General features: G+C 35.7%; 18 protein-coding genes. 10 read left to right on the forward strand and 8 right to left on the reverse strand.

Annotated features, from left to right (window positions below):
- Positions 1-24: 24 nt before the first annotated feature.
- Complete coding sequence (locus tag ACZ2G0_RS00555; protein WP_470308537.1) at positions 25-1,011, forward strand: App1 family protein; 987 nt, start codon at positions 25-27, stop codon at positions 1,009-1,011.
- A 135-nt stretch (positions 1,012-1,146) separates the two neighbouring features.
- On the opposite strand, the gene ACZ2G0_RS00560 is transcribed toward ACZ2G0_RS00555, so the two are convergent.
- Positions 1,147-3,054 (reverse strand): ABC-F family ATP-binding cassette domain-containing protein, encoded by a 1,908-nt coding sequence (locus tag ACZ2G0_RS00560; protein ID WP_300288189.1) that lies wholly within the window; start codon positions 3,052-3,054, stop codon positions 1,147-1,149.
- A gap of 65 nt (positions 3,055-3,119) precedes the next feature.
- Between ACZ2G0_RS00560 and ACZ2G0_RS00565 the strand changes: the two genes are divergently transcribed.
- The gene (locus tag ACZ2G0_RS00565; RefSeq protein ID WP_300288190.1) at positions 3,120-3,503 is read left to right on the forward strand and encodes a DUF983 domain-containing protein; all 384 of its coding nucleotides are present in this window, start codon (positions 3,120-3,122) and stop codon (positions 3,501-3,503) included.
- 4 nt (positions 3,504-3,507) lie between these two features.
- Here ACZ2G0_RS00565 and ACZ2G0_RS00570 read toward each other — a convergent pair whose 3' ends face one another.
- From ACZ2G0_RS00570 to topA, 7 genes are all read right to left on the reverse strand, one after another.
- Positions 3,508-4,557, reverse strand: coding sequence for an NAD(P)/FAD-dependent oxidoreductase (locus ACZ2G0_RS00570; RefSeq protein WP_470308538.1), 1,050 nt, complete (start codon positions 4,555-4,557; stop codon positions 3,508-3,510).
- An 84-nt stretch (positions 4,558-4,641) separates the two neighbouring features.
- Positions 4,642-5,532, reverse strand: a complete 891-nt coding sequence (porN, locus tag ACZ2G0_RS00575) for a type IX secretion system ring subunit PorN/GldN (RefSeq protein WP_470309799.1) — start codon at positions 5,530-5,532, stop codon at positions 4,642-4,644.
- 48 nt (positions 5,533-5,580) lie between these two features.
- Complete coding sequence (porM, locus tag ACZ2G0_RS00580; RefSeq protein WP_470308539.1) at positions 5,581-7,122, reverse strand: type IX secretion system motor protein PorM/GldM; 1,542 nt, start codon at positions 7,120-7,122, stop codon at positions 5,581-5,583.
- A gap of 45 nt (positions 7,123-7,167) precedes the next feature.
- Positions 7,168-7,821, reverse strand: a complete 654-nt coding sequence (gene porL / locus ACZ2G0_RS00585; protein ID WP_470308540.1) for a type IX secretion system motor protein PorL/GldL — start codon at positions 7,819-7,821, stop codon at positions 7,168-7,170.
- A 61-nt stretch (positions 7,822-7,882) separates the two neighbouring features.
- Positions 7,883-9,289: a T9SS ring complex lipoprotein PorK/GldK gene (gene porK / locus ACZ2G0_RS00590; RefSeq protein ID WP_470308541.1), complete on the reverse strand. Its 1,407-nt coding sequence runs from the start codon at positions 9,287-9,289 to the stop codon at positions 7,883-7,885.
- A 261-nt stretch (positions 9,290-9,550) separates the two neighbouring features.
- Positions 9,551-10,699: a formimidoylglutamase gene (locus tag ACZ2G0_RS00595; protein WP_470308542.1), complete on the reverse strand. Its 1,149-nt coding sequence runs from the start codon at positions 10,697-10,699 to the stop codon at positions 9,551-9,553.
- Positions 10,700-10,763: 64 nt separating this feature from the next.
- Positions 10,764-13,298, reverse strand: a complete 2,535-nt coding sequence (gene topA / locus ACZ2G0_RS00600) for a type I DNA topoisomerase (protein ID WP_470308543.1) — start codon at positions 13,296-13,298, stop codon at positions 10,764-10,766.
- A gap of 472 nt (positions 13,299-13,770) precedes the next feature.
- On the opposite strand from topA, the gene miaB reads away from it, so the two are divergent.
- The 8 genes from miaB (at position 13,771) to groL (ending at position 21,078) form a co-directional block, all read left to right on the forward strand.
- The gene (miaB, locus tag ACZ2G0_RS00605; protein WP_470308544.1) at positions 13,771-15,216 is read left to right on the forward strand and encodes a tRNA (N6-isopentenyl adenosine(37)-C2)-methylthiotransferase MiaB; all 1,446 of its coding nucleotides are present in this window, start codon (positions 13,771-13,773) and stop codon (positions 15,214-15,216) included.
- A gap of 231 nt (positions 15,217-15,447) precedes the next feature.
- Positions 15,448-15,819, forward strand: coding sequence for a GxxExxY protein (locus ACZ2G0_RS00610; RefSeq protein ID WP_470308545.1), 372 nt, complete (start codon positions 15,448-15,450; stop codon positions 15,817-15,819).
- A 78-nt stretch (positions 15,820-15,897) separates the two neighbouring features.
- Positions 15,898-17,154 (forward strand): sigma-54 interaction domain-containing protein, encoded by a 1,257-nt coding sequence (locus tag ACZ2G0_RS00615; protein ID WP_470308546.1) that lies wholly within the window; start codon positions 15,898-15,900, stop codon positions 17,152-17,154.
- A 67-nt stretch (positions 17,155-17,221) separates the two neighbouring features.
- Positions 17,222-17,725: an LptE family protein gene (locus ACZ2G0_RS00620; protein WP_470308547.1), complete on the forward strand. Its 504-nt coding sequence runs from the start codon at positions 17,222-17,224 to the stop codon at positions 17,723-17,725.
- A 55-nt stretch (positions 17,726-17,780) separates the two neighbouring features.
- Entirely contained in the window at positions 17,781-18,620 is an 840-nt protein-coding gene (locus ACZ2G0_RS00625) for a tetratricopeptide repeat protein (protein WP_470308548.1), read from the forward strand.
- A 3-nt stretch (positions 18,621-18,623) separates the two neighbouring features.
- Complete coding sequence (gene secG, locus ACZ2G0_RS00630; RefSeq protein ID WP_300287697.1) at positions 18,624-18,953, forward strand: preprotein translocase subunit SecG; 330 nt, start codon at positions 18,624-18,626, stop codon at positions 18,951-18,953.
- A gap of 140 nt (positions 18,954-19,093) precedes the next feature.
- On the forward strand, positions 19,094-19,369 hold the full coding sequence (locus ACZ2G0_RS00635) for a co-chaperone GroES (protein ID WP_007137725.1): 276 nt from the start codon (positions 19,094-19,096) through the stop codon (positions 19,367-19,369).
- A gap of 83 nt (positions 19,370-19,452) precedes the next feature.
- The gene (gene groL / locus ACZ2G0_RS00640; RefSeq protein ID WP_470308549.1) at positions 19,453-21,078 is read left to right on the forward strand and encodes a chaperonin GroEL; all 1,626 of its coding nucleotides are present in this window, start codon (positions 19,453-19,455) and stop codon (positions 21,076-21,078) included.

Genomic DNA, 21,078 nt, shown 5'->3' on the forward strand with positions numbered 1-21,078 from the left:
ACCTTTACAAAAGTACTACAATAAATGAAGCCTATTTTAAAATTATACCGTGGTTATGCTAATGAACAAGAGTTAATTGTTATGGGGCACGTCTTTAACCCAACCAAGGCCACTGATTACGATTTTTTAGATAAAAACCTTAAAAACGCACGATCAATTATAAAATTGTTTCAGCTTAAAACATGGCCAAATGCCACCGTTTCCCTCGTACACAATAAAGTAAAAATAGTTACTAAAACATTAAACGACGGTTACTTCAAATTTTGTATACCTCTGAGTCAATTAGAATATGGCTGGATAGACTATGAAGTTAGTATTGCCTACCAAAATGAAATCATAACGAGCAGAGCGTCCTACATCCGACCTAAAATGGGCAAATTAGGAATTATTTCTGATGTTGACGACACGTTTTTAGTATCCTATACCTTAAATCCACTTAAAAAACTTTTTCATTTACTTTCTAGAAACGTAGAATCACGTAAAATATTTGAAGACGCTGCAACACATTACAGGGCTTTAAGTACGGCGGGGCGAAAAGAGGCGGATGAATGGAATGCTTTTTTTTATGTTTCGAGTAGCGAATGGAATTTGTATCGCTTTTTGGTAAAATTCACTGAACTCCATCAATTACCCAAAGCGGTTTTACTTTTAAAAGATATAAAAACAAGCTTACTTGACTTTTTATGGACTGGAAGAGGCGGTCATAGCCATAAATTTGAGAAGATAAAACACATTCTTGAATTTTACCCTAACCTCAAATATGTGCTTATTGGGGATGATTCACAGCACGATCCTAAGTTATATGAGGCTATAGCCAAAATATTTCCCTTGACTGTAAAAGCGGTTTACATAAGACAAACTGGTAGGAGTCGCAAAAAAAAGGTAACATCAACGCTTGAAAATGTTAGCAGTTTGGGTGTTGAAGTTTGCTACTTTAAGAACAGTAGCGATGCTATACTGCACTCTAAAAAAATTGGTTTGATTGATAATCAGATTGACTTTGACATTTAGCCCTGATTGCAGTGGAAAGCCCGGACGCTGGTTGTTTCGTTTTTACGGGTGACACAAAGCGACTGGAAGAAGCTCTTGTGGTGCCGTGAAAAAACAAACAACCAGCGGAGGACTTGAAACGAAAAGCAGGATTAGCTACAAGGAATCAATTTCCTCCTGCACTACTTCCCAATCTAAAAGCAACTTATCTAATTCGGCTTTTTTCTTGTTATAGGCCTTGAAAAATGCGGCGTCCTCAATATGCTTATCGTAATTAGACGTCAGCATCTTATCGTCATTTTGGATATCCCTTTCGAGTTGCTTGATTTGGCTCTCTATTTTACTAAGTTTATTTTGCAAAGATTTCCCCTTCTTTTGGTCTTCGTAGGAAGCCTTGTTACTTTCTTTAGGCGCAGCGGCTTTGGCAATATCTTTTTTCTCTACTTCGCGCATGTTCTCCATGTTGCGTTGTTCTAAGAAATAGTTGATATCCCCCAGGTATTCTCGGATTTTTTGATCCTTGAATTCGTACACAATATTTGACATTCCTTGCAAGAAATCCCTATCGTGAGAAACAAGCAATAAGGTTCCGCCAAATTTTTGTAATGCTGCCTTTAGTACATTTTTAGATTTAATGTCCAAGTGATTCGTAGGCTCATCCATTAACAGGACATTGATAGGCTGCAGTAGTAATTTACACAAAGCCAAACGATTTCGCTCACCTCCTGATAATACTTTTACTTTTTTCTCTACGTCATCACCTCTAAAAAGAAATGACCCTAACATGTCACGTACCTTAGAGCGATTGGTATCAGTTGCGGCATCTTCCATGGTTTGGAGCAGGGTGATTTCGCCATCAAGATATTCGGCTTGATTTTGAGCAAAATAACCCAATTGCACATTGTGTCCTAATTTAATATTTCCGCTGTATTCAAATTCGTTAACGATTGCTTTTATAAAGGTAGATTTCCCTTGACCGTTTTGACCAACGAATGCGATCTTGCTTCCGCGTTCTACTAGTAGATCGATATCTTTTAAAATCACATTATCACCATAGGCTTTTGTCACATTCTCTGCTTCTACAACCACTTTACCTGGTTCTTTTGAAACTGGAAATGAGATATTCATTACTGAATTATCATCTTCGTCTACCTCAATTCGTTCTACTTTATCAAGTTTTTTTATTAACGATTGTGCCATGGAAGCTTTAGAAGCTTTGGCACGGAATTTCTCGATCAGTTTTTCAGTCTCCTCAATCTTTTTGGCTTGGTTTTTTTGTGTTGCCAATTGCTTTTCACGAATTTCATGACGCAACTCAAGGTATTGCGAGTAGGGCTTATTGAAGTCGTATGCTTTTCCTAACGAAATTTCAATCGTTCTATTAGTCACATTATCTAAGAACATCTTATCGTGCGAAACAATTACAACGACTCCAGGATAGTTACGAAGAAAGCTTTCTAACCAAATAATACTTTCGATATCCAAGTGATTGGTTGGCTCATCCAGCAACAATACATCATTAGCTTGTAATAACAATTTGGCTAATTCGATACGCATTCTCCATCCTCCAGAAAAAGTTTCTGTTTGATTATTGAATACTTCACGTTTGAAACCTAAACCAAGAAGAATTTTCTCAGTATCACCAACATAATTATATCCTCCTAAAAGATCGAATCGGTGCGTGTAATCAGAGAGATCTTCAATGATTTTAGAATATTCATCACTTTCATAATCAGTTCGCGTTACCAACTGATGATTAATTTCCTCTAGCTTTTTCTCAACTATCTTAATCTCCGTAAAAGCTTCGTAGGCTTCTTCTAAAACAGTTCTTCCTTGTTCAAAATCAATATCTTGACGCAAGAAACCCATGCGGATATCTTTCTCTTGTGAAATCACCCCTGAATCAGGTTTAAAATCTCCAGCTAACATTTTAAGCATGGTTGATTTACCAGCACCATTTTTTCCTACGAGACCAACTCTATCTCCGGCTCCTAATCGAAAAGTAACCTCTTCAAATAAATATGTACCTCCAAAAGAAACCGATAAATTGTGTATATTAAGCATATATTGTGACTAATGTTACATTGGTACATTTACTAAAAATGTACCTTTGTTTAAAATTTTTGCAAATGTTAAAAAAAGGATCCAAACTAAATAGTATTTTAACAGGAACTTGTCCTAAATGCCAGAATGAGAGCATGTATTTGGACAAAAACCCATTTAATTTGACAAACACATTGAAAATGCACGAAAAGTGCAGCCATTGTGGATTAATTTATCAAATAGAACCTTCATTTTTTTATGGGGCAATGTATGTAAGTTACGGTCTTAATGTAGCAACAGGAATAGCCGCATTTATTATTTCCTACGTCATTTTAGGAACTACATTAAAAACTGCTTTTATAGCAATTATAATTGCTCTAATTATTCTATTCCCGTACGTTTTAAGATGGGCAAGAAACATTTATATTAACATGTTTGTATCTTATAACCCTAATTGGGATAAAGAATAAAAACCTATTTTATTTTCTTATAAAACCGCTCGATATCAATTACTGGATCAAGAGGTTTTTTTAATTCTATCCATTCAAATAAAGCTTCGGCCATCGCAGGTCCCAACATTACACCACGAGTACCTAAACCGTTAAGTATATGTAATGCTGCGTGATCGCGATGTGTACCAATTAATGGTCTGCGATCTTTTACCGTTGGTCGAACTCCTGCGAAATGCTGTTTGATTGTAAAATCACAGGTAATGATTTCCTTAATCCTGTCTATCAATTCCTGCTTCCCTTCGTTAGACGGCATATCAGTTTTGTCTTTCCAATTGTAGGTTGCTCCTACTTTAAACAGATTGTTACCTAGGGGCAATATAAATACACTTGTATTCACAATTACATCCAACTCAAGTTCCTTTGACTCAATTATGAATAACTCCCCCTTAGTACCATCGAGCGGAAGAGTATTAAAATAAGGATTTGCATGCATTCCAAAACCTTCAGCAAAGATGATCTGCTTCGCTTCAATACCATTGTAGTGTACTCCTGAATCAGTAAACAGCAAATTATCATAGAGAAACGTTTCTTTAATCAATAGTGCTCGATCGTCGAGGTACTCTTTGTACTTTTCGAGCAGCAAGGCAGTATCGACATAACCAGACTGTAAAACCTGTCCATAATTATAGGGAGATTCAATACCTGCAAATTTAGTATTTACTAATTCTGTTGATAAAAATGGAGCTAAAGCGTGTTTGTCTGAAGCCGCAAACCAATTATTCTGTTCTTCGATGGAGAAAAATTTTCTAAGAATAGGTGTTTTAAAAACTAAAGTAACATTTAATTTATTTTCAATAGTACGGTAAAAACCACGCATTAAATCCAGTTGCTCTTGCGCTTGCCATACTTCACTAAACCGCTTTAATATTACAGGATTATATAATCCTCCAGCTATTTTGGAAGAACTTTGCGAACCATTATCAAAGACCACAATAGTTTTGTTATGTTCCAACGCTATTTCTGCAAAAGTTATTCCTGCTAAACCTGACCCAACAATAATATAATCTACCATACTACAATTAAAATACAAAGGTACTTTTATAAAACAAAAAACTCCTACCGTTAGGTAAGAGTTTTTGTTAGGTAGATAACTATATTAGTAATTCCACATATCTTGTTCGAAATTTCGAATTTTTTCTTTAACACGTTCTGATTCTAGTAACTGGCTCTGAGCGTTGTCTTTCATGTAATCTTTTATCTCTCTATCACCATAAACGTTTTCTTCTTTATAAATAACGCTATTGAAATGTCTAGAATTTAATATTTGATCAAACGAGATGGGCATTGCTGAGTTTTTGTCATTAAAAGATTTCGCTTCATGTAATACATCTCTAGCCGCTGGAAAGAAAATCCAGAATAAATCAATATAATCCTTCTCATCACTATTCATCGTATAAACATCAGGAGTAATAGGACAAAGTCCTAAAAGTCGATATTTTAATTCACTTTGACGCTTATCAAAATACCAATATCCTTTAATTTTATACTGAGTAACATCTTGTGCGGTTAAATCAGATCTCATGATATATTCTTGAGATACACTTTGTCCTGCGTTTACTTGTTCTCTACCGGCATCCGTTGTATCAATTCGAGTTAAAGAACCCTGAATATCACTAAAAGATTTTTTAGTATTGAAGTAGCTATCAGAGTAGACTTCGCTTATATCTCCATTACGAATTGCTTTAGTTAACACATCATATAATGAACGTCTGTCAGAACCAATGTTTGCTGTGTCAATAGGAAAGTATAAAGGGAAATTGATTTTTTCACTTAAATCAATAATTTCCCAAGTCATTTTACCCATCAACACATCTCTATCATGAACATATCCATAAGCCAAAGGCTTATCGTTATCAGATATCAATTGTGCTGCTGTTTTCAATCCTATTTCCTCAGGTATTTTTGCATTAAGCAAATTAGACTGCGCGAACGAAGTTAAACTTGTACTTAGAGTAATAACAGCTATTAAAAATTTCTTTGCGTTCATCATGGTATGATTATAAAATATCGAAGGCGATATTAGCCTACTTCTGTATTATTGTATTTCAAAAATAACTGGTGCAGTTCTAGGTAATAAATAACTACCTGCTCCAACTAACTTTGTTTTAATTTCTGAAATGGTCACTTGATCCCCTCTTCCTGCTTTTGAAAGAACCGCTTTACACTGTGCATTTAATCGATCACCTTGTACAACAACTGTAGGTTGACCAGTAATTTTTAAATTAAATCCAACAACATTTAAACCAACTTCAAAATCAAAATCTTCTAATTTAGCTCCAATAGTTGCAATTTCTAAATTTGACTTAGGTCCTTTTACAACACCTGTTTCTCCTCTAATTGTTCCTGTTGGACCTGGAATTCCTTTGATTCTATATACTCTCTTATCTGTTGCAACTTTTCCATCAGACATTTTACCTGATACATTGATTACTACTTCATTTCCACCTTGTGGGCTCATGTTGTATTTACCATTTCCAACTTTAGATAAACCTGGAGCAGAAGCACTAACATCACTATCCGAAATCCCAGCGAACGAAATAGACATTGGATTAACAACTCCTCTGTACACAACATTCATTTTATCAGCAGAAATAGTAGCTGAATTAGGTCTTGGAACGACAACATATTTTCCTGTAAATTTTAGAGGAATCGTTTTTCCATCTTCAACAAAAGTAAATTGTCCAGCAATGCTTTGCTCTCCAACTCCACCAGCTGTCAAAGCGATCTTAGCTTGACCAGTTGCAGGATCTAATTTAGCACCTGTAACATTTGTTGGTTTTGTGTTTTCATCATAACGACCCAAAACTACTTTACCTGTTACTGGTTCCCCTTGGAAATAAGCATTTTTATCTAAAACAACAATTGCCTGATAATTACTGTAAGATGCAGCAGCTACAGCCGCCTTTCCTAATGCAGCACTATACACATCAGATTCCGATTTTTTAACATCATTTTGCCAAGCAGATAGTTTAGCAACTGATGCCACTGCAGGAAATCCTTTAAAATGGTAAGACAAATACTTAATTGTTACTCCTTCGCTATCTTTAACGTCAGAAACATCAAATTTGCGATCTATGTCACTTAAAATAGCTGCATATTTTTTATCTGTTCCAACAGCTGCTTTCATATCAGCCTTGTACTTATTAATCGTCGCGATAATCTCCGTTCCTCTAGCAGAATATCCTTCGCCAAGAAACCAACTATCGATATTATCTCCTTTATCCATTTCCTCGTAAGGTAATTTACCTGTCTTCGAGTCTACTTCAAATCCGTTTAAAACTTCCGTTTTTAAAGTTCCAATATAGTCGTAAAATTGTTTTGTAGCAGTTTCTACCTTGTGAGCAGTAACATCTGCAAGGGCAAATTCACCTTTTGCTTCTAAGGCCTTAGCATCAAGAGCCATTAACATTTGCTCATTTGATAACTTTGAAGTTTCATTAGAGCTTTCAAACTTTTCATTCATTAAACCAAAAGCAGATAAAACTTCTTTTGACATATTCATTGCTAACATAGCGATAAAAACCAAGTACATTAGGTTAATCATCTTCTGTCTAGGGGTTAGTTTTCCTCCTGCCATATTTTCTAATAATTAGTTAGTTGTTTTTAAATAGTTCGAAACTAATTATCCTTTATTACTCATTGCAGATAACATACCACCATAAACTCCATTTAAAGAAGAAAGGTTAGACGTTAATGATTGCATTTGTTCTTTTAATTTTACATTGTTCTCCGCAACTTCTTCATTAATTTGTGCATTTCTTGAAGCGCTTTGTAATTGAATTTTATACAAGCTGTTTAATGATTCCATTTGTGCAGCAGCAGTTGTTAACTCTTCGCTATATTTTTTAGTAGCAGCAATTCCATCAGCAGCAGGAGCAATTCCTTTAGCAGCTGATTCAAAGTTTTTGATGCTATTACCTAAGCTAGCCATCAATTCTCCATCAATTTTAGCATCTTTTAACATTGCGTCTAATTTTTGAGAAAGCATTCCTTGAGTATCTGTAGGAGTTTCTACTTTAGCTTTTGCTTTAGCTGGACCTTTAACACCGTTTGCTAATTCTGGATATACAAGTGTCCAATCTAATTCATCATCAACAGGCTCAAAAGCAGATAATGCAAAAATAAGTGCCTCAGTTAACAAACCTACTGAAAGCATTACAGTACCCGTTAATGGTCCTAATTCAAAGTGAGTGATTTTAAAAAGAGCCCCTACGATCACGACTGCAGCTCCCATTCCGTATGCAAAATTCATTGCTTTTTTTCCTAATATTGCCATAATTTCTTAAGTTTTTTGTTTTGTTAGATTTGGTTTAATTTTAATATTTAAGTAGGGTTTATTATTTTGTTTTTACGCGAGTTCCTTTTCCTGTTGTTTGAACTCCCATGTAATCTTGTACTGTTCTAAAGCCGATATAACTTCTAGCTGAGTCAGCGTACTCATAATCTCTTGTGCTTACTTGTAAAAAGTAGGCTACATCTTTCCATGAACCACCACGAACTACTTTACGTTTATTAGAGGCATCTAAAACATTTGGGTTCATCGTAGACACATATTCATAAGCATTAGGATCGTATGAAGAATCCGTCCACTCTGAAACATTACCCGCCATGTTATATAAGTTATAACCATTCGGCTCGTATGACTTGGCTTCTACAGTGTATAAAGCTTGATCCGCTGCATAATCCCCTCTACTTGGCTTGAAGTTTGCTAAGAAACAACCGCGATCGTTTTTAGTGTAAGGACCTCCCCAAGGGTATGTACCTGACTCTAATCCTCCACGAGCTGAATATTCCCACTCCGCTTCTGTTGGTAACCTGAACGAATTAATTTGATCGAATCCTTTCTTCTTTTGCTTGATATAAATGTTCTTATACAAAGTTCTCCACGCACAAAATGCTTTTGCTTGTGTCCATTTAACACCAACTACTGGATACTCTCCATATGCCTTGTGCCAAAAATAATCATTGTGCATTGGCTCATTATAAGAATAAGCAAAATCTTTAATCCACACTGTTGTGTCCGGATACACTTTAACTTCTTCTGTTTTTATGAAATCTTTACGCTTACCTACTTTTGCTTTTGCAGCAGCTTGAATATCCATCCAAGAATAGCGGAACTTCAATTTATCTACATCAACAGTTCTAAGACCATTGTAAGAAGCTTCAATTGGCAAGTACATAGAGTCCATTACCTCAACATAATATTCGTCAGGATATAATTTAGGATCTTTTATAAGAGCAACTTTTCTGTTTAATTTACGCCCAGCATACGGATCATCAGCGGTACCAATACTGTAATAGTTATCATACATGTATTTATCGTAAGCAGTCATTTTCTCAGGATCAGCATCATTAAACGCAAAATCTCCAATGCTACCTCCTTTTTTACCTTTTCCATCTCCTGGTTTCGCACCATTCATATCTGCAAGTATCGCTAAACGCATACGCATCGTTGAATCTTTAACCCACTCTACGAATTTACGGTACTCACTGTTTGTGATTTCTGTTTCGTCCATGTAAAAAGAACGTACAGTAACTGTTTTTGTAGGCGCATCTTGTATATCTGCTAAATCATCATCAGACTTACCCATGATAAAAGCACCACCTGGAACTAATGTCATTCCGTATGGCTTTTCAGGATTCCATTTTTTACCTGCAACACCCACTAACTCTCCTTTATCACTTGATTTACCACAACCAATAAGTAGGGTCGAAATTGCCATAAATGCAATGAACTTCTTCATAAAAATTCGGGTTATATTCATTATTTTTTTAAGTCTGTAAACCTATTTATAATTTATTAATAAAACAATACTTTTTCTCTTAAAATAAAAACCTTACCAAAATTAGAGTTAATTAAATTATAAAAAAAATATTTTACCGATAAAATGCATAAAAATACGATAAAATACATATTTATCAGATAAACTACTACATTTTAACTAATTCTACTCTTCAAATAGCAGATAAATGACTTCTTCAATTAAATCGAAATTAATTTCTAATTAAATGGTATTTTTTCTTTGTGCTTTCCACCATCTCTCAGGCAATTCCTGATTGCAAGCTGCCAAATATTCATCATGAGAACAAGGTAATAACGTATTCCTTTTTAATTTATTATTAACATTTGAAATAAAAGGTATTTCGATCCACCATCTTTCTGTTTTATCGCTTTTGTAAAACACTAGTGTATCCTCTTCAATGGGTACAATATACTTGATATAGTTTTCTCTACTTCCAAAAGGATACTCATTGGAACGGTAATGAAAACCTTCTATAAAATACCAAATAATTTGCGCTACTAGAGGGGACTCTTGTTGTGAGCTGCCTTGATTAAACACACCAAACGCAGATATTTTATCACTAATTCCGGCATATCGTGCCAAAGAACATATTTCTTTACCATTAAATCCGTTAGGAACAAAAGAGCTGAAATTCCCAGAGTCCGATGACTTAACCGAGTTTAAATCCACACTAACAATATCAGCATCACGGAAAACAGGTTCCGCTAAAGCAATATTATTTGAAATTTCGCCTAAACGATATGCGTCAAAAAACAATTTTTCGATTAGATCAATTTCTTCTTGTGAATTATAGTAGGTTTGATAACCAACATTACAGTAATTGAACAAATTATTAGGTTCGTCAATGATAATCTTAGTCAAGTATGAAGCCGCTGATACGTTTTCGTTTTCTTTACCAAAGTCAAATTTACTATCAATCGCAACCAAGTTAACCATTTGCTCTAATTCATCGTACGCTCGATACATGCCATAGGTAAGATCTTGTGAACCTCCAATTACAATTGGTATTATCTTATTTTTGATCAAATTAGCGACCACTTTTTTAAGTGCAAAATAGGTATCATCAATTGAATTACCTTGAACTATATCGCCTAAATCAGCAATCGAAGCGTCCCAATTACCGGGAAACATTGCATACAATTCCTGACGGATTGCAGTTAAATCAACCAATTTAGAGCTGTCGATACCACGGTTTTCTAAAACCCCGACGATGGCAATATTGATCTTATTTACATCTGGAAATTGATCTTTAGTATGAAAAACTATTTTGCTCCCTAATTGTTGCGGGGTAAGTGTATTAACTGCCTCCAAAAAATCATCCGTAAGAGGGGATAGAAAATCGAATTCCATTGTATGTGTTTTAATCGCCTTTTTTACAATTTAAAAAAGGCGAGAGCTAGTATCTTTTCTTGTATTATTTCTTTTTCACAGCGGCTTTTTTAGCTGCTGGCTTTTTGGCTGCTGTAGTTTTTTTGGCTGGTGCCTTTTTGGCTGCAGCTTTTTTAGCAGGTGTTTTTTTAGCAATCATTTCTTGCACCTCTTCCAAAGTCAATTTGGTCGCATCCACATCCTTGCTTAGTTCGATTTTGATTTTACCCTTGGTAATAACCGAACGTCCCCAACGTGCTTTCTCTACCAGAATGCCTTCGTCTTCCCAATTGTGAAGCACTTTATCGATATTCTTTTGAATTTTATCTTCAATTAAAGCTTCGATATCTTGTTGTGATAAGTTGTCAAAGTTATATTTCTTACTTACGTTGATAAATAAGCCATCCCATTTGATAAAAGGACCAAAACGACCGGTTCCTTTTTGAACACCTTCGCCTTTGTAAACGGCTATGGGAGCATCCGCAAGTGCTTTTTCATCGATTAATTCTTTAGCACGATTAAAATCTACATCCAATGGATTCTCTCCTCTTGGCAACGAAATAAAAGCAGCTCCGTGACGAATGTAAGGACCATAACGACCATTACTCACCTCTACTTCGGCTTCTTTGTACTCTCCTAAATTTTTAGGTAGCAAGAATAAATTTAATGCTTCTTCAAGTGTGATTGTACCTATATTTTGCTCGTTCATTAAACTAGCAAATTTTTTCTCTTCGTCCTCGGCATCGCCAATTTGGGCCATGGGTCCAAATTTACCTAAACGAACAGATACCGGTTTACCCGATGCTGGATCTGTACCCAAGATACGTTCTCCACTTTCACGTTCAGCATTCGCTTCAACATCTTTCACTGTTGGATGAAATTGATCGTAAAACTCTTTCATCATTACTGACCAATCTACATTTCCTTCGGCTATTTCGTCAAAGTCTTGCTCGACCTTAGCTGTAAAGTTGTAATCTAATATATTACCGAAATTCTTAACCAAGAAATCCGTAACAATTGTTCCAATATCTGTAGGAACTAATTTTCCTTTATCTGAACCTGTATTTTCTTTCAGTAACTTCTCCCCTACTTTATTTGCTTGTAAAGTAAGTTGCGTATAGTTGCGTTCTTGACCATCAAGATTTCCTTTTTCAACGTAGTTTCTATTGATAATAGTAGAAATAGTTGGCGCATAAGTCGATGGACGACCAATACCTAGTTCCTCTAATTTCTTTACTAACGATGCTTCAGTATAACGTGCTGGTGGTCTTGAATATCTTTCAGTAGCAGTGATGTAATTGTTTAAAAGTTTCTCGTTCACTTTCATTGCAGGAAGCATTCCTTCTTGCTCTTCTTCATCATCATCGTGCCCTTCAAGGTACACTTTTAAGAAACCTTCAAAAAGTAAAACCTCACCAGAAGCTGTAAATAATTCATCATGATTATTTGCTTCGATCTTAACATTAGTTCTTTCTAGCTGCGCATCACTCATTTGAGAGGCTAATGTTCTTTTCCAGATTAAATCATATAAACGAGCTTGGTCTCTATCGATATTTACGGTATGACGTGACATATCTGTTGGACGAATCGCCTCGTGTGCCTCTTGAGCACCTTTACTTTTATTGGTAAAAGTTCTTGGCTTAGAGAATTCCTTACCATAGGATTTGATGATTTCAGCTTCAGCTGCTTCCATGGCATCCTTAGATAAGTTCACACTATCCGTTCTCATATACGTGATCAATCCGGCCTCGTACAAACGCTGTGCTAATTGCATCGTTATTCCAACTGGTAAATACAGTTTTCTCGCTGCTTCTTGTTGCAAAGTCGAAGTCGTAAATGGACCTGTTGGGGATTTCTTGGTTGGTTTCGTTTCTAAATCAGAAACCTTGTATGTTGAACCTACGTTTTTATTTAAAAAATCTTCGGCCTCTTTTTTGGTGTTAAAATTTTTAGGCAGCTTAGCTTTGAATGCCTTTCCAGCTTCGTTAGTAAACTCAGCTACTACTGAATACGTAGCGACTGCATTAAAATTTTGAATATCTCTTTCGCGCTCTACTATCAATCGAACTGATACTGATTGCACACGTCCAGCCGAAAGTCCTCCTTTTATTTTTCTCCAAAGTACGGGCGACAATTCGTAACCCACCAAACGGTCTAATACCCTACGGGCTTGTTGTGCGTTCACTAAATTATAATCGATTTCACGGGGATTATCGATTGCTTTAAGAATCGCATTTTTTGTAATTTCGTGAAAAACGATACGCTTTGTTTTTTTAGAATCTAGTTTTAGCTCCTCGGCTAAATGCCAAGAAATAGCCTCACCCTCGCGATCCTCATCACTTGCTAGCCAAACCATTTCGGCTTTTTTAGCTAATCCTTTTAATTTAGTAACTAAGGCTTTTTTATCTGCTGAAACTTCATATTTTGGTTTAAAACCATTCTCCACATCTACACCAATCTCCTTTGAAGGCAAGTCGGCGATATGCCCATAACTTGACTCGACTTGATAATCACTTCCTAGAAATTTCTCGATTGTTTTTGCCTTTGCAGGGGACTCCACTATTACTAAATTCTTTGCCATAGGTCTATTTTTCTGGGACAAAAGTAGAAGTTTTTTTTAAATATAGCGCTTTTCAAACCAATTTAGACTCATTTCAGATCTCACCTTATATATAGGTAGGGATTGAATTTTGATTTTTAGCCCTGATTGCAGTGAAAAGCCCACAGTAGTTTAAGCTTGCTTTCCTGTTTTAAAAAAGCGACCAAAGGAAGCTCTTTTTAAAACAAAGGAAAGCGGCTTTAAAGTGCGAGGACTTGAAACGAAAAGCAGGATTAGCTCCTAAAAAACAAGAACCGATACTGTCTTACCCTGCTTTTCTACAATGCCTACGGACTAGTAAACGGGGCTTAACTAATTTAAAATTAAAAACATACTGAGCCTCAGCATAGCCCATAAAATGGCTAATTAAAATCTTCAAATTATGTTAATTCTTCATCTGACATCTTGTCATATTTGTTGGAATTGCTGTATCTTTGCGTTTTGAAATTATATAATGGAAAAGATTATTGAAGAAGGCAAACAAGGGGAAACGCTTGTTTTAGAGAATAAAGTGGGAAATACTAAAAAACTATTTATTGAAAGTTATGGCTGCGCTATGAATTTTTCGGATAGTGAGATTGTGGCTTCCATATTATCTGAAAATGGATATAACACGACTCAAACGCTTGAAGATGCCGATTTAGTTTTGGTAAACACCTGTTCCATTCGGGACAAAGCGGAACAAACGGTTCGTAAAAGATTAGAAAAATATAATGCCGTAAAGCGCATCAACCCAAAAATGAAAGTTGGTGTTCTTGGCTGTATGGCGGAGCGATTGAAGAGTCAGTTTCTTGAAGAAGAAAAAATTGTTGACCTCGTTGTAGGTCCTGACGCCTACAAAGACTTACCGAATTTATTAGCAGAGGTTGAAGAGGGTCGCGACGCTATCAATGTGATTTTATCGAAAGATGAAACATACGGAGATATTTCGCCAGTGCGATTGATGAGTAACGGAATTACTGCATTAGTTTCCATCACTCGTGGTTGTGATAATATGTGCACCTTTTGCGTGGTACCATTCACTCGTGGTCGTGAACGTAGCCGTGAGCCGCAAAGCATCATGAAGGAAATTCAGGATTTATGGGACAAAGGCTTCAAGGAAATCACCCTTTTAGGTCAAAATGTGGATAGCTACCTTTGGTACGGTGGTGGATTGAAAAAAGATTTTGCTACCGCCTCAGAAATGCAAAAAGCAACTGTAGTAGACTTTGATCAACTACTTGAAATGGTTGCCCTAGGTTTCCCAAAGATGCGCATTCGCTTTTCGACTTCGAACCCGCAAGACATGCACGAGAGTGTACTGCATGTTATTGCAAAACACAATAATATTTGTAAGCACATTCACTTGCCTGTACAATCAGGAAGCAACCGTATTTTGAAAGAAATGAATCGTTTGCATACCCGTGAGGAATACATGACTTTGATTGATAAAATCCGAACTATAATTCCGAATAGCTCTATATCACAAGATATGATCGCGGGTTTCCCAACAGAAACGGAGCAAGATCACCAAGATACTTTGAGCTTAATGGAGTATGTAAAATATAATTTTGGTTATATGTATTCGTATTCTGAGCGTCCTGGAACATTGGCAGGAAGAAAAATGCAAGACGATGTCACTGATGAAACTAAAGCAAGACGCCTACAAGAAATCGTAGACTTGCAACAAAAACATGCTTGGGCACGATCAGAAGAGTTCATTGGTCAAACGGTAGAGGTTTTGGTCGAAAAAGTTTCTAAGAAATCGACTGAGGAATTTTCAGGGAGAAATTCGCAAAGTATTACCGTGGTTTTCCCAAAGGAGAATTATAAAATAGGTGATTTTGTAAATGTGAAAATCACAAGTTGTACTAGTGGAACTTTAAAAGGGGAAGCAGTTGGCTTGAGTGATATGAACTAAAAAAATGTTTAAAATTTGAAAGCAACATAGTACATGGATTAAATTTTGGCTTGCGAACTGTTTTAAGCGTTTTGATTTTTATTTGCCACAGATTTCAGGGATTAAAAAGATTTTATTTTTCGATTTTGAAAATACATTCTTTTTAATAGATATAATTTCTTGATTTGGTAATTGAAGTAGGAAGGACAAGACAAGCATTTATCAAGTAAGTATAATTCAAAAAAAAAAACTATGGATGGATATAGACAGGAAGATACCTATAAAATTATCGGCATTTGTATGGAAGTCCACAGAAATTTGGGTCCTGGTCTATTAGAAATCGTTTACAACGATGCACTTGAAATTGAATTTAAAAACAATACTATCTCTTTTGAAAGAGAAAAAGAATTCGCTATAAATTACAAAGGGACAATATTGCCACATAAATTTTATGCTGATTTTGTTATCGATAACGACATTGTGTTAGAAATTAAAGCGGTAAAAGAATTCTCAAATGAGCATGTTGCTCAAATGATTAATTATTTAAAATTAGCAAATTCAGATATTGGCTTATTGGTAAACTTTCAGACAAAGTCACTACAATACAAAAGGTATACATTATAACGTGGTCAAAAAAATTATGAAAATCTTTTTAATCTGTGGCAAAAACAAAAAATAAATAAAACTTCAAACTAAAAAACAATGGAGTCTATTCAAAATATAAAGCAGCGATTTGAGATTATTGGGAATGATCCAAAGCTAAATCGTGCTATTGAAAAAGCAATTCAAGTTGCACCTACCGACATCTCTGTACTTGTTGTTGGAGAAAGTGGTGTTGGTAAAGAGAGTATACCTAAAATCATACACTCTTTATCCCATAGAAAGCACGGAAAATATATCGCTGTTAACTGCGGTGCTATTCCCGAAGGAACAATCGACAGTGAACTTTTTGGACACGAAAAAGGCGCTTTTACTGGTGCAACTAGCACACGTGAAGGTTATTTTGAAGTAGCTGATGGCGGAACAATATTCCTTGATGAAGTAGGCGAATTACCTTTAACTACACAAGTACGATTATTGCGTGTTTTAGAAAACGGTGAATTTATTAAAGTAGGATCGTCGCAGGTTCAAAAAACCGATGTTAGAATAGTCGCAGCAACCAATGTGAATTTATTTGATGCCATCGAAAAAGGTAAGTTTCGTGAGGATTTGTATTATCGTTTGAGCACAGTCGATATTCTGCTTCCGCCTTTGAGAGATCGAAAGGACGATATTCATTTATTGTTTAGGAAATTTGCAGCTGATTTTGCTCATAAGTACAAAATGCCGCCTTTGAAATTAGACGACAGCGCGGTACAGGTTTTGCAAAAGTTTCGCTGGAGCGGAAACATACGCCAATTACGAAATGTGGCCGAACAACTATCAGTCTTAGAAACCTCCAGAGATATCACAGCCACTACTTTACTGTCCTATTTACCGGCAGAAGGAAGCAACTTACCTTCTGTTATTAAAGACAAAAAAGCGGAAAGTGATTTTAGCACGGAGCGCGATATTTTATACAAAGTGCTTTTTGATATGAAAAGCGATTTGAATGACTTAAAGAAATTAACGCTTGAATTGATGAAAAATGGTGCTGCTAAGGCCCAAGAAATCAATCCGAATTTAATTCAAAAAATATACGGCTCAAAAGAATCTGATAGTGAAATTGACTATGAAGAACAGCCAACAACAGCAATGGTGGCGAGTCAACAGCATAATGACAATTACGCTGAAGAAGACGATAATTATTTGTTTGCAGAGACAATTGAAGAGGAAGAAGTGTTGCGCTTAGAGCAAAAGGAAATCGAAATGATTAAAAAGTCATTAGAAAAAAACAAAGGCAAGCGAAAAGCAGCTGCAGATGAATTGGGTATTTCCGAACGAACTTTGTACCGCAAAATAAAGCAGTTCGATTTATAAAGACAACTGACAACAGCCTCCTTTTTTGTACATTTGAAAATTAGAATTTAAGATTAGTCCAGTGGATATGAAAAAAATATATTACTTCGTTTTACTTGCAAGCCTACTCCTGTTAAACAGTTGCGGTGCGTATAACTTTACGGGAACCGGAAAAATAGACGCGAAAACTTTTCAAGTTAATTTTTTCCAAAACAATGCGGACTTAATTGAACCAGGTATTGATATAACATTCACCAGACAACTGCAGGATTTAATCATAAATCAAACCAACCTTAATTTGGTTAAAAACGGTGGTGATTTAACCTACGAAGGTGAAATTGTAGATTATCGCATAAGTCCAATGACAGCAACTGCTGATCAACAAGCCTCACAAAACCGTCTAAAAATTCGTGTAAATGTTCGCTTTACTAATAAAAAGAAGGAAGCTGACAATTTCGAAAAATCGTTTGAATTTTTCTACGATTATCCTGCAACAGTTCAGTTAAGTGGAGCCTCATTAAATACCGCTTTAAAAGAAATTTTTGACCGAATAACTCAAGATATCTTTAACGAGTCTTTGGCTAAATGGTAATGTTCCTTGACACAGAAAAATAAACAAACCGAATAAAAACAACGAGCTAACTAATATGAACGTAACGGAGTATACTCAATTAATGAATAAACCCAATGCTATTTCTGAAACGCAAACTTTGGCGTTGGAGAACGTGTTGGATGAGTTTCCTTATTTTCAAAGTGCCCGCGCTTTACGATTAAAAGGGCTTTACAATCAAAACAGTTTTAAATATAACTTTGCTTTAAAAGTAACCGCAGCTCACACTACTGATAGAAGCATTTTATTTGATTTCATTACCTCTGAAACCTTTACTGCTATCCAAAAAGCATTTTTTGAAAAAAAGAAATTAGAATTATTGAATATAACGGTAGTAGATAGTCAAGAAATTACCGCTTCAAAAGAGCCTAACACGCTTGAAAGATCCATATTATCTTCAATTAAAGAAGCGAGTCCTGCTGAAGCAAATGAACAAAAAATCGCTATTGAGGACAAATTGGATATTGGAACACCTATAGCATTTTCAGAAAACGAAAAACATTCATTTCAAGAATGGTTACAATTGTCTAGAATTCAACCCATAGTCAGGGAAGAAGAGCCAATCGAAGAACCCAAAACAACCCTTATTGACGAGGTTAAAAAGAAAAAAGAAGCTTTAATTAATAAATTTATAGAAACAAGCCCAAAGATTGCTCCAGTAAAAAACGGAACACCATCTCCAGCCTATTTCGACATAAACAAAGATGACAATTCATCGTTAATGACAGAGACACTTGCAAAGGTATATTTAGAACAAAAAAAATATCAAAAAGCGATTCAAGCTTATGAAATATTAATTTTGAAATATCCAGAAAAAAGTAGTTTCTTTGCAGACCGCATATCGGATATTAAGATTTTACAACAAAACAATAATTAAGCAATGAGCACATTTTCAATTTTTTTAGTTTTAATTACAATAGTTTGTTTTCTATTGGTGGTAGTAATAATGGTTCAAAACCCTAAAGGTGGTGGTCTTTCCTCTTCATTAGGTGGTTCAACTCAAATAGGTGGTGTACAAAAAACCTCTGACTTTTTAGACAAAAGTACTTGGACACTAGCAACAATTTTAATTGCACTTATATTATTATCGACTTTAAGTTTCACTGGAACATTAAGTGACACTGATTCTAAAATCATTGACAATACAGAGGCTGCTGCTCCGGCAACACCAATACAAGATGCACCAGCTGCAACTACACCTGCTAAATAATTTATTATTTTACATCATAAAAAAATGCCAGCTTGTCAAAGCTGGCATTTTTTATAGGTAAAAATGTCACCTATTTCAGCTTGGCATAATTTCTGAAATAAGGAAGAATATCATAAAAACAAATAAAAAATTATAAAATCATGGCATTGAACATTAAACCACTTTCAGACCGCGTTCTTATCGAACCAGTTGCCGCAGAAACAAAAACTGCATCAGGAATTTTCATTCCAGACACTGCTAAGGAAAAACCACAAAAAGGGACTGTTGTTGCTGTTGGAAATGGAACTAAAGAGCATACGATGACCGTAAAAATTGGTGATTCTGTACTTTATGGTAAATATGCAGGAACTGAATTAAAATTAGAAGGAAAAGATTATTTGATCATGCGCGAAGATGACATTCTTGCGATAATCTAAATTTCGTTTCCCGTTTAAGAACTAAGTTTAAATAAATAACAAAGAGGACGAGATTCCTTCGTTACTCGCAATGAAAAATTAAAATGGCAAAAGATATAAAATTTGATATTGAAGCTCGCGACGGATTAAAACGTGGAGTTGACGCATTAGCTAATGCAGTAAAAGTAACTTTAGGACCTAAAGGTCGTAACGTAATTATTGGAAAATCATTTGGAGGACCAACTGTTACTAAAGATGGAGTTTCTGTTGCAAAAGAAATCGAATTGAAAGATCCTTTGGAAAACATGGGAGCTCAAATGGTAAAAGAAGTAGCTTCAAAAACGAATGATTTAGCAGGAGACGGAACTACAACTGCAACTGTTTTAGCGCAAGCAATCGTTAAAGAAGGTTTGAAAAACGTTGCTGCTGGAGCAAACCCAATGGATTTAAAAAGAGGAATTGACAAGGCGGTTGAAGCAATCGTAAGTGACTTAGCTAAACAAGCCAAAGTAGTAGGGTCAGATTCTGATAAAATCAAACAAATCGCTTCTATTTCAGCTAACAATGACGAGGTTATTGGAGAATTAATTGCTACGGCTTTCGCCAAAGTTGGAAAAGAAGGAGTAATTACTGTTGAAGAAGCTAAAGGAACTGATACTTACGTTGATGTTGTCGAAGGTATGCAATTTGACAGAGGATACCTATCTCCTTACTTTGTAACCAACTCTGAAAAAATGGAAGTTGAGTTGGAGAATCCTTACATCTTATTGTATGACAAAAAAGTTTCTTCTTTAAAAGAATTGCTTCCGGTTCTTGAGCCGGTTGCTCAATCAGGGAAACCTTTATTGATCGTCGCTGAGGATGTTGACGGAGAAGCGTTATCTACATTAGTGGTAAACAAACTTCGTGGAGCATTAAAAATCGCTGCTGTAAAAGCACCTGGTTTTGGAGATAGAAGAAAAGCAATGTTAGAGGATATCGCTATTTTAACTGGTGGTACTGTAATTTCTGAAGAAAGAGGTTATACTCTAGAAAACACAACAATAGAAATGTTAGGTACTTGTAAAAAAGTAACTATCGATAAAGACAACACTACAGTAGTTAGTGGAGCTGGTGAAGCGGACATGATCAAAAACCGTGTAAACCAAATCAAAGGTCAAATGGAAGCTACAACTTCTGATTATGACAAAGAAAAATTACAAGAGCGTCTAGCTAAATTAGCTGGTGGTGTTGCTGTTCTATACGTAGGAGCTGCATCAGAAGTTGAAATGAAAGAGAAAAAAGACAGAGTAGATGATGCTTTACACGCAACTCGTGCAGCTGTAGAAGAAGGTATCGTTGCTGGTGGTGGTGTAGCTTTATTAAGAGCTAAAAATGCTCTAAAAGAAATCACTGCTGAGAACGCTGATGAAGCAACTGGAATTCAAATTATTTCTCGCGCTATCGAAGCTCCTTTGCGTACTATTGTTGAAAATGCAGGTCTTGAAGGATCAGTAGTTGTAGCAAAAGTAGCAGAAGGATCTGGAGACTTTGGATACAATGCTAAGACTAATGAATATGTTGATATGCTTGCAGCAGGAATTATTGATCCTAAAAAAGTAACTCGTGTTGCCTTGGAAAATGCAGCATCTGTTTCGGGAATGATCCTTACTACTGAATGTGCTTTAATCGATATTAAAGAAGAAGGCTCAGCTATGCCAATGGGTGGTGGTATGCCGGGAATGATGTAA

The sequence above is a fragment of the Flavobacterium sp. KKT103 genome (assembly GCF_055640565.1).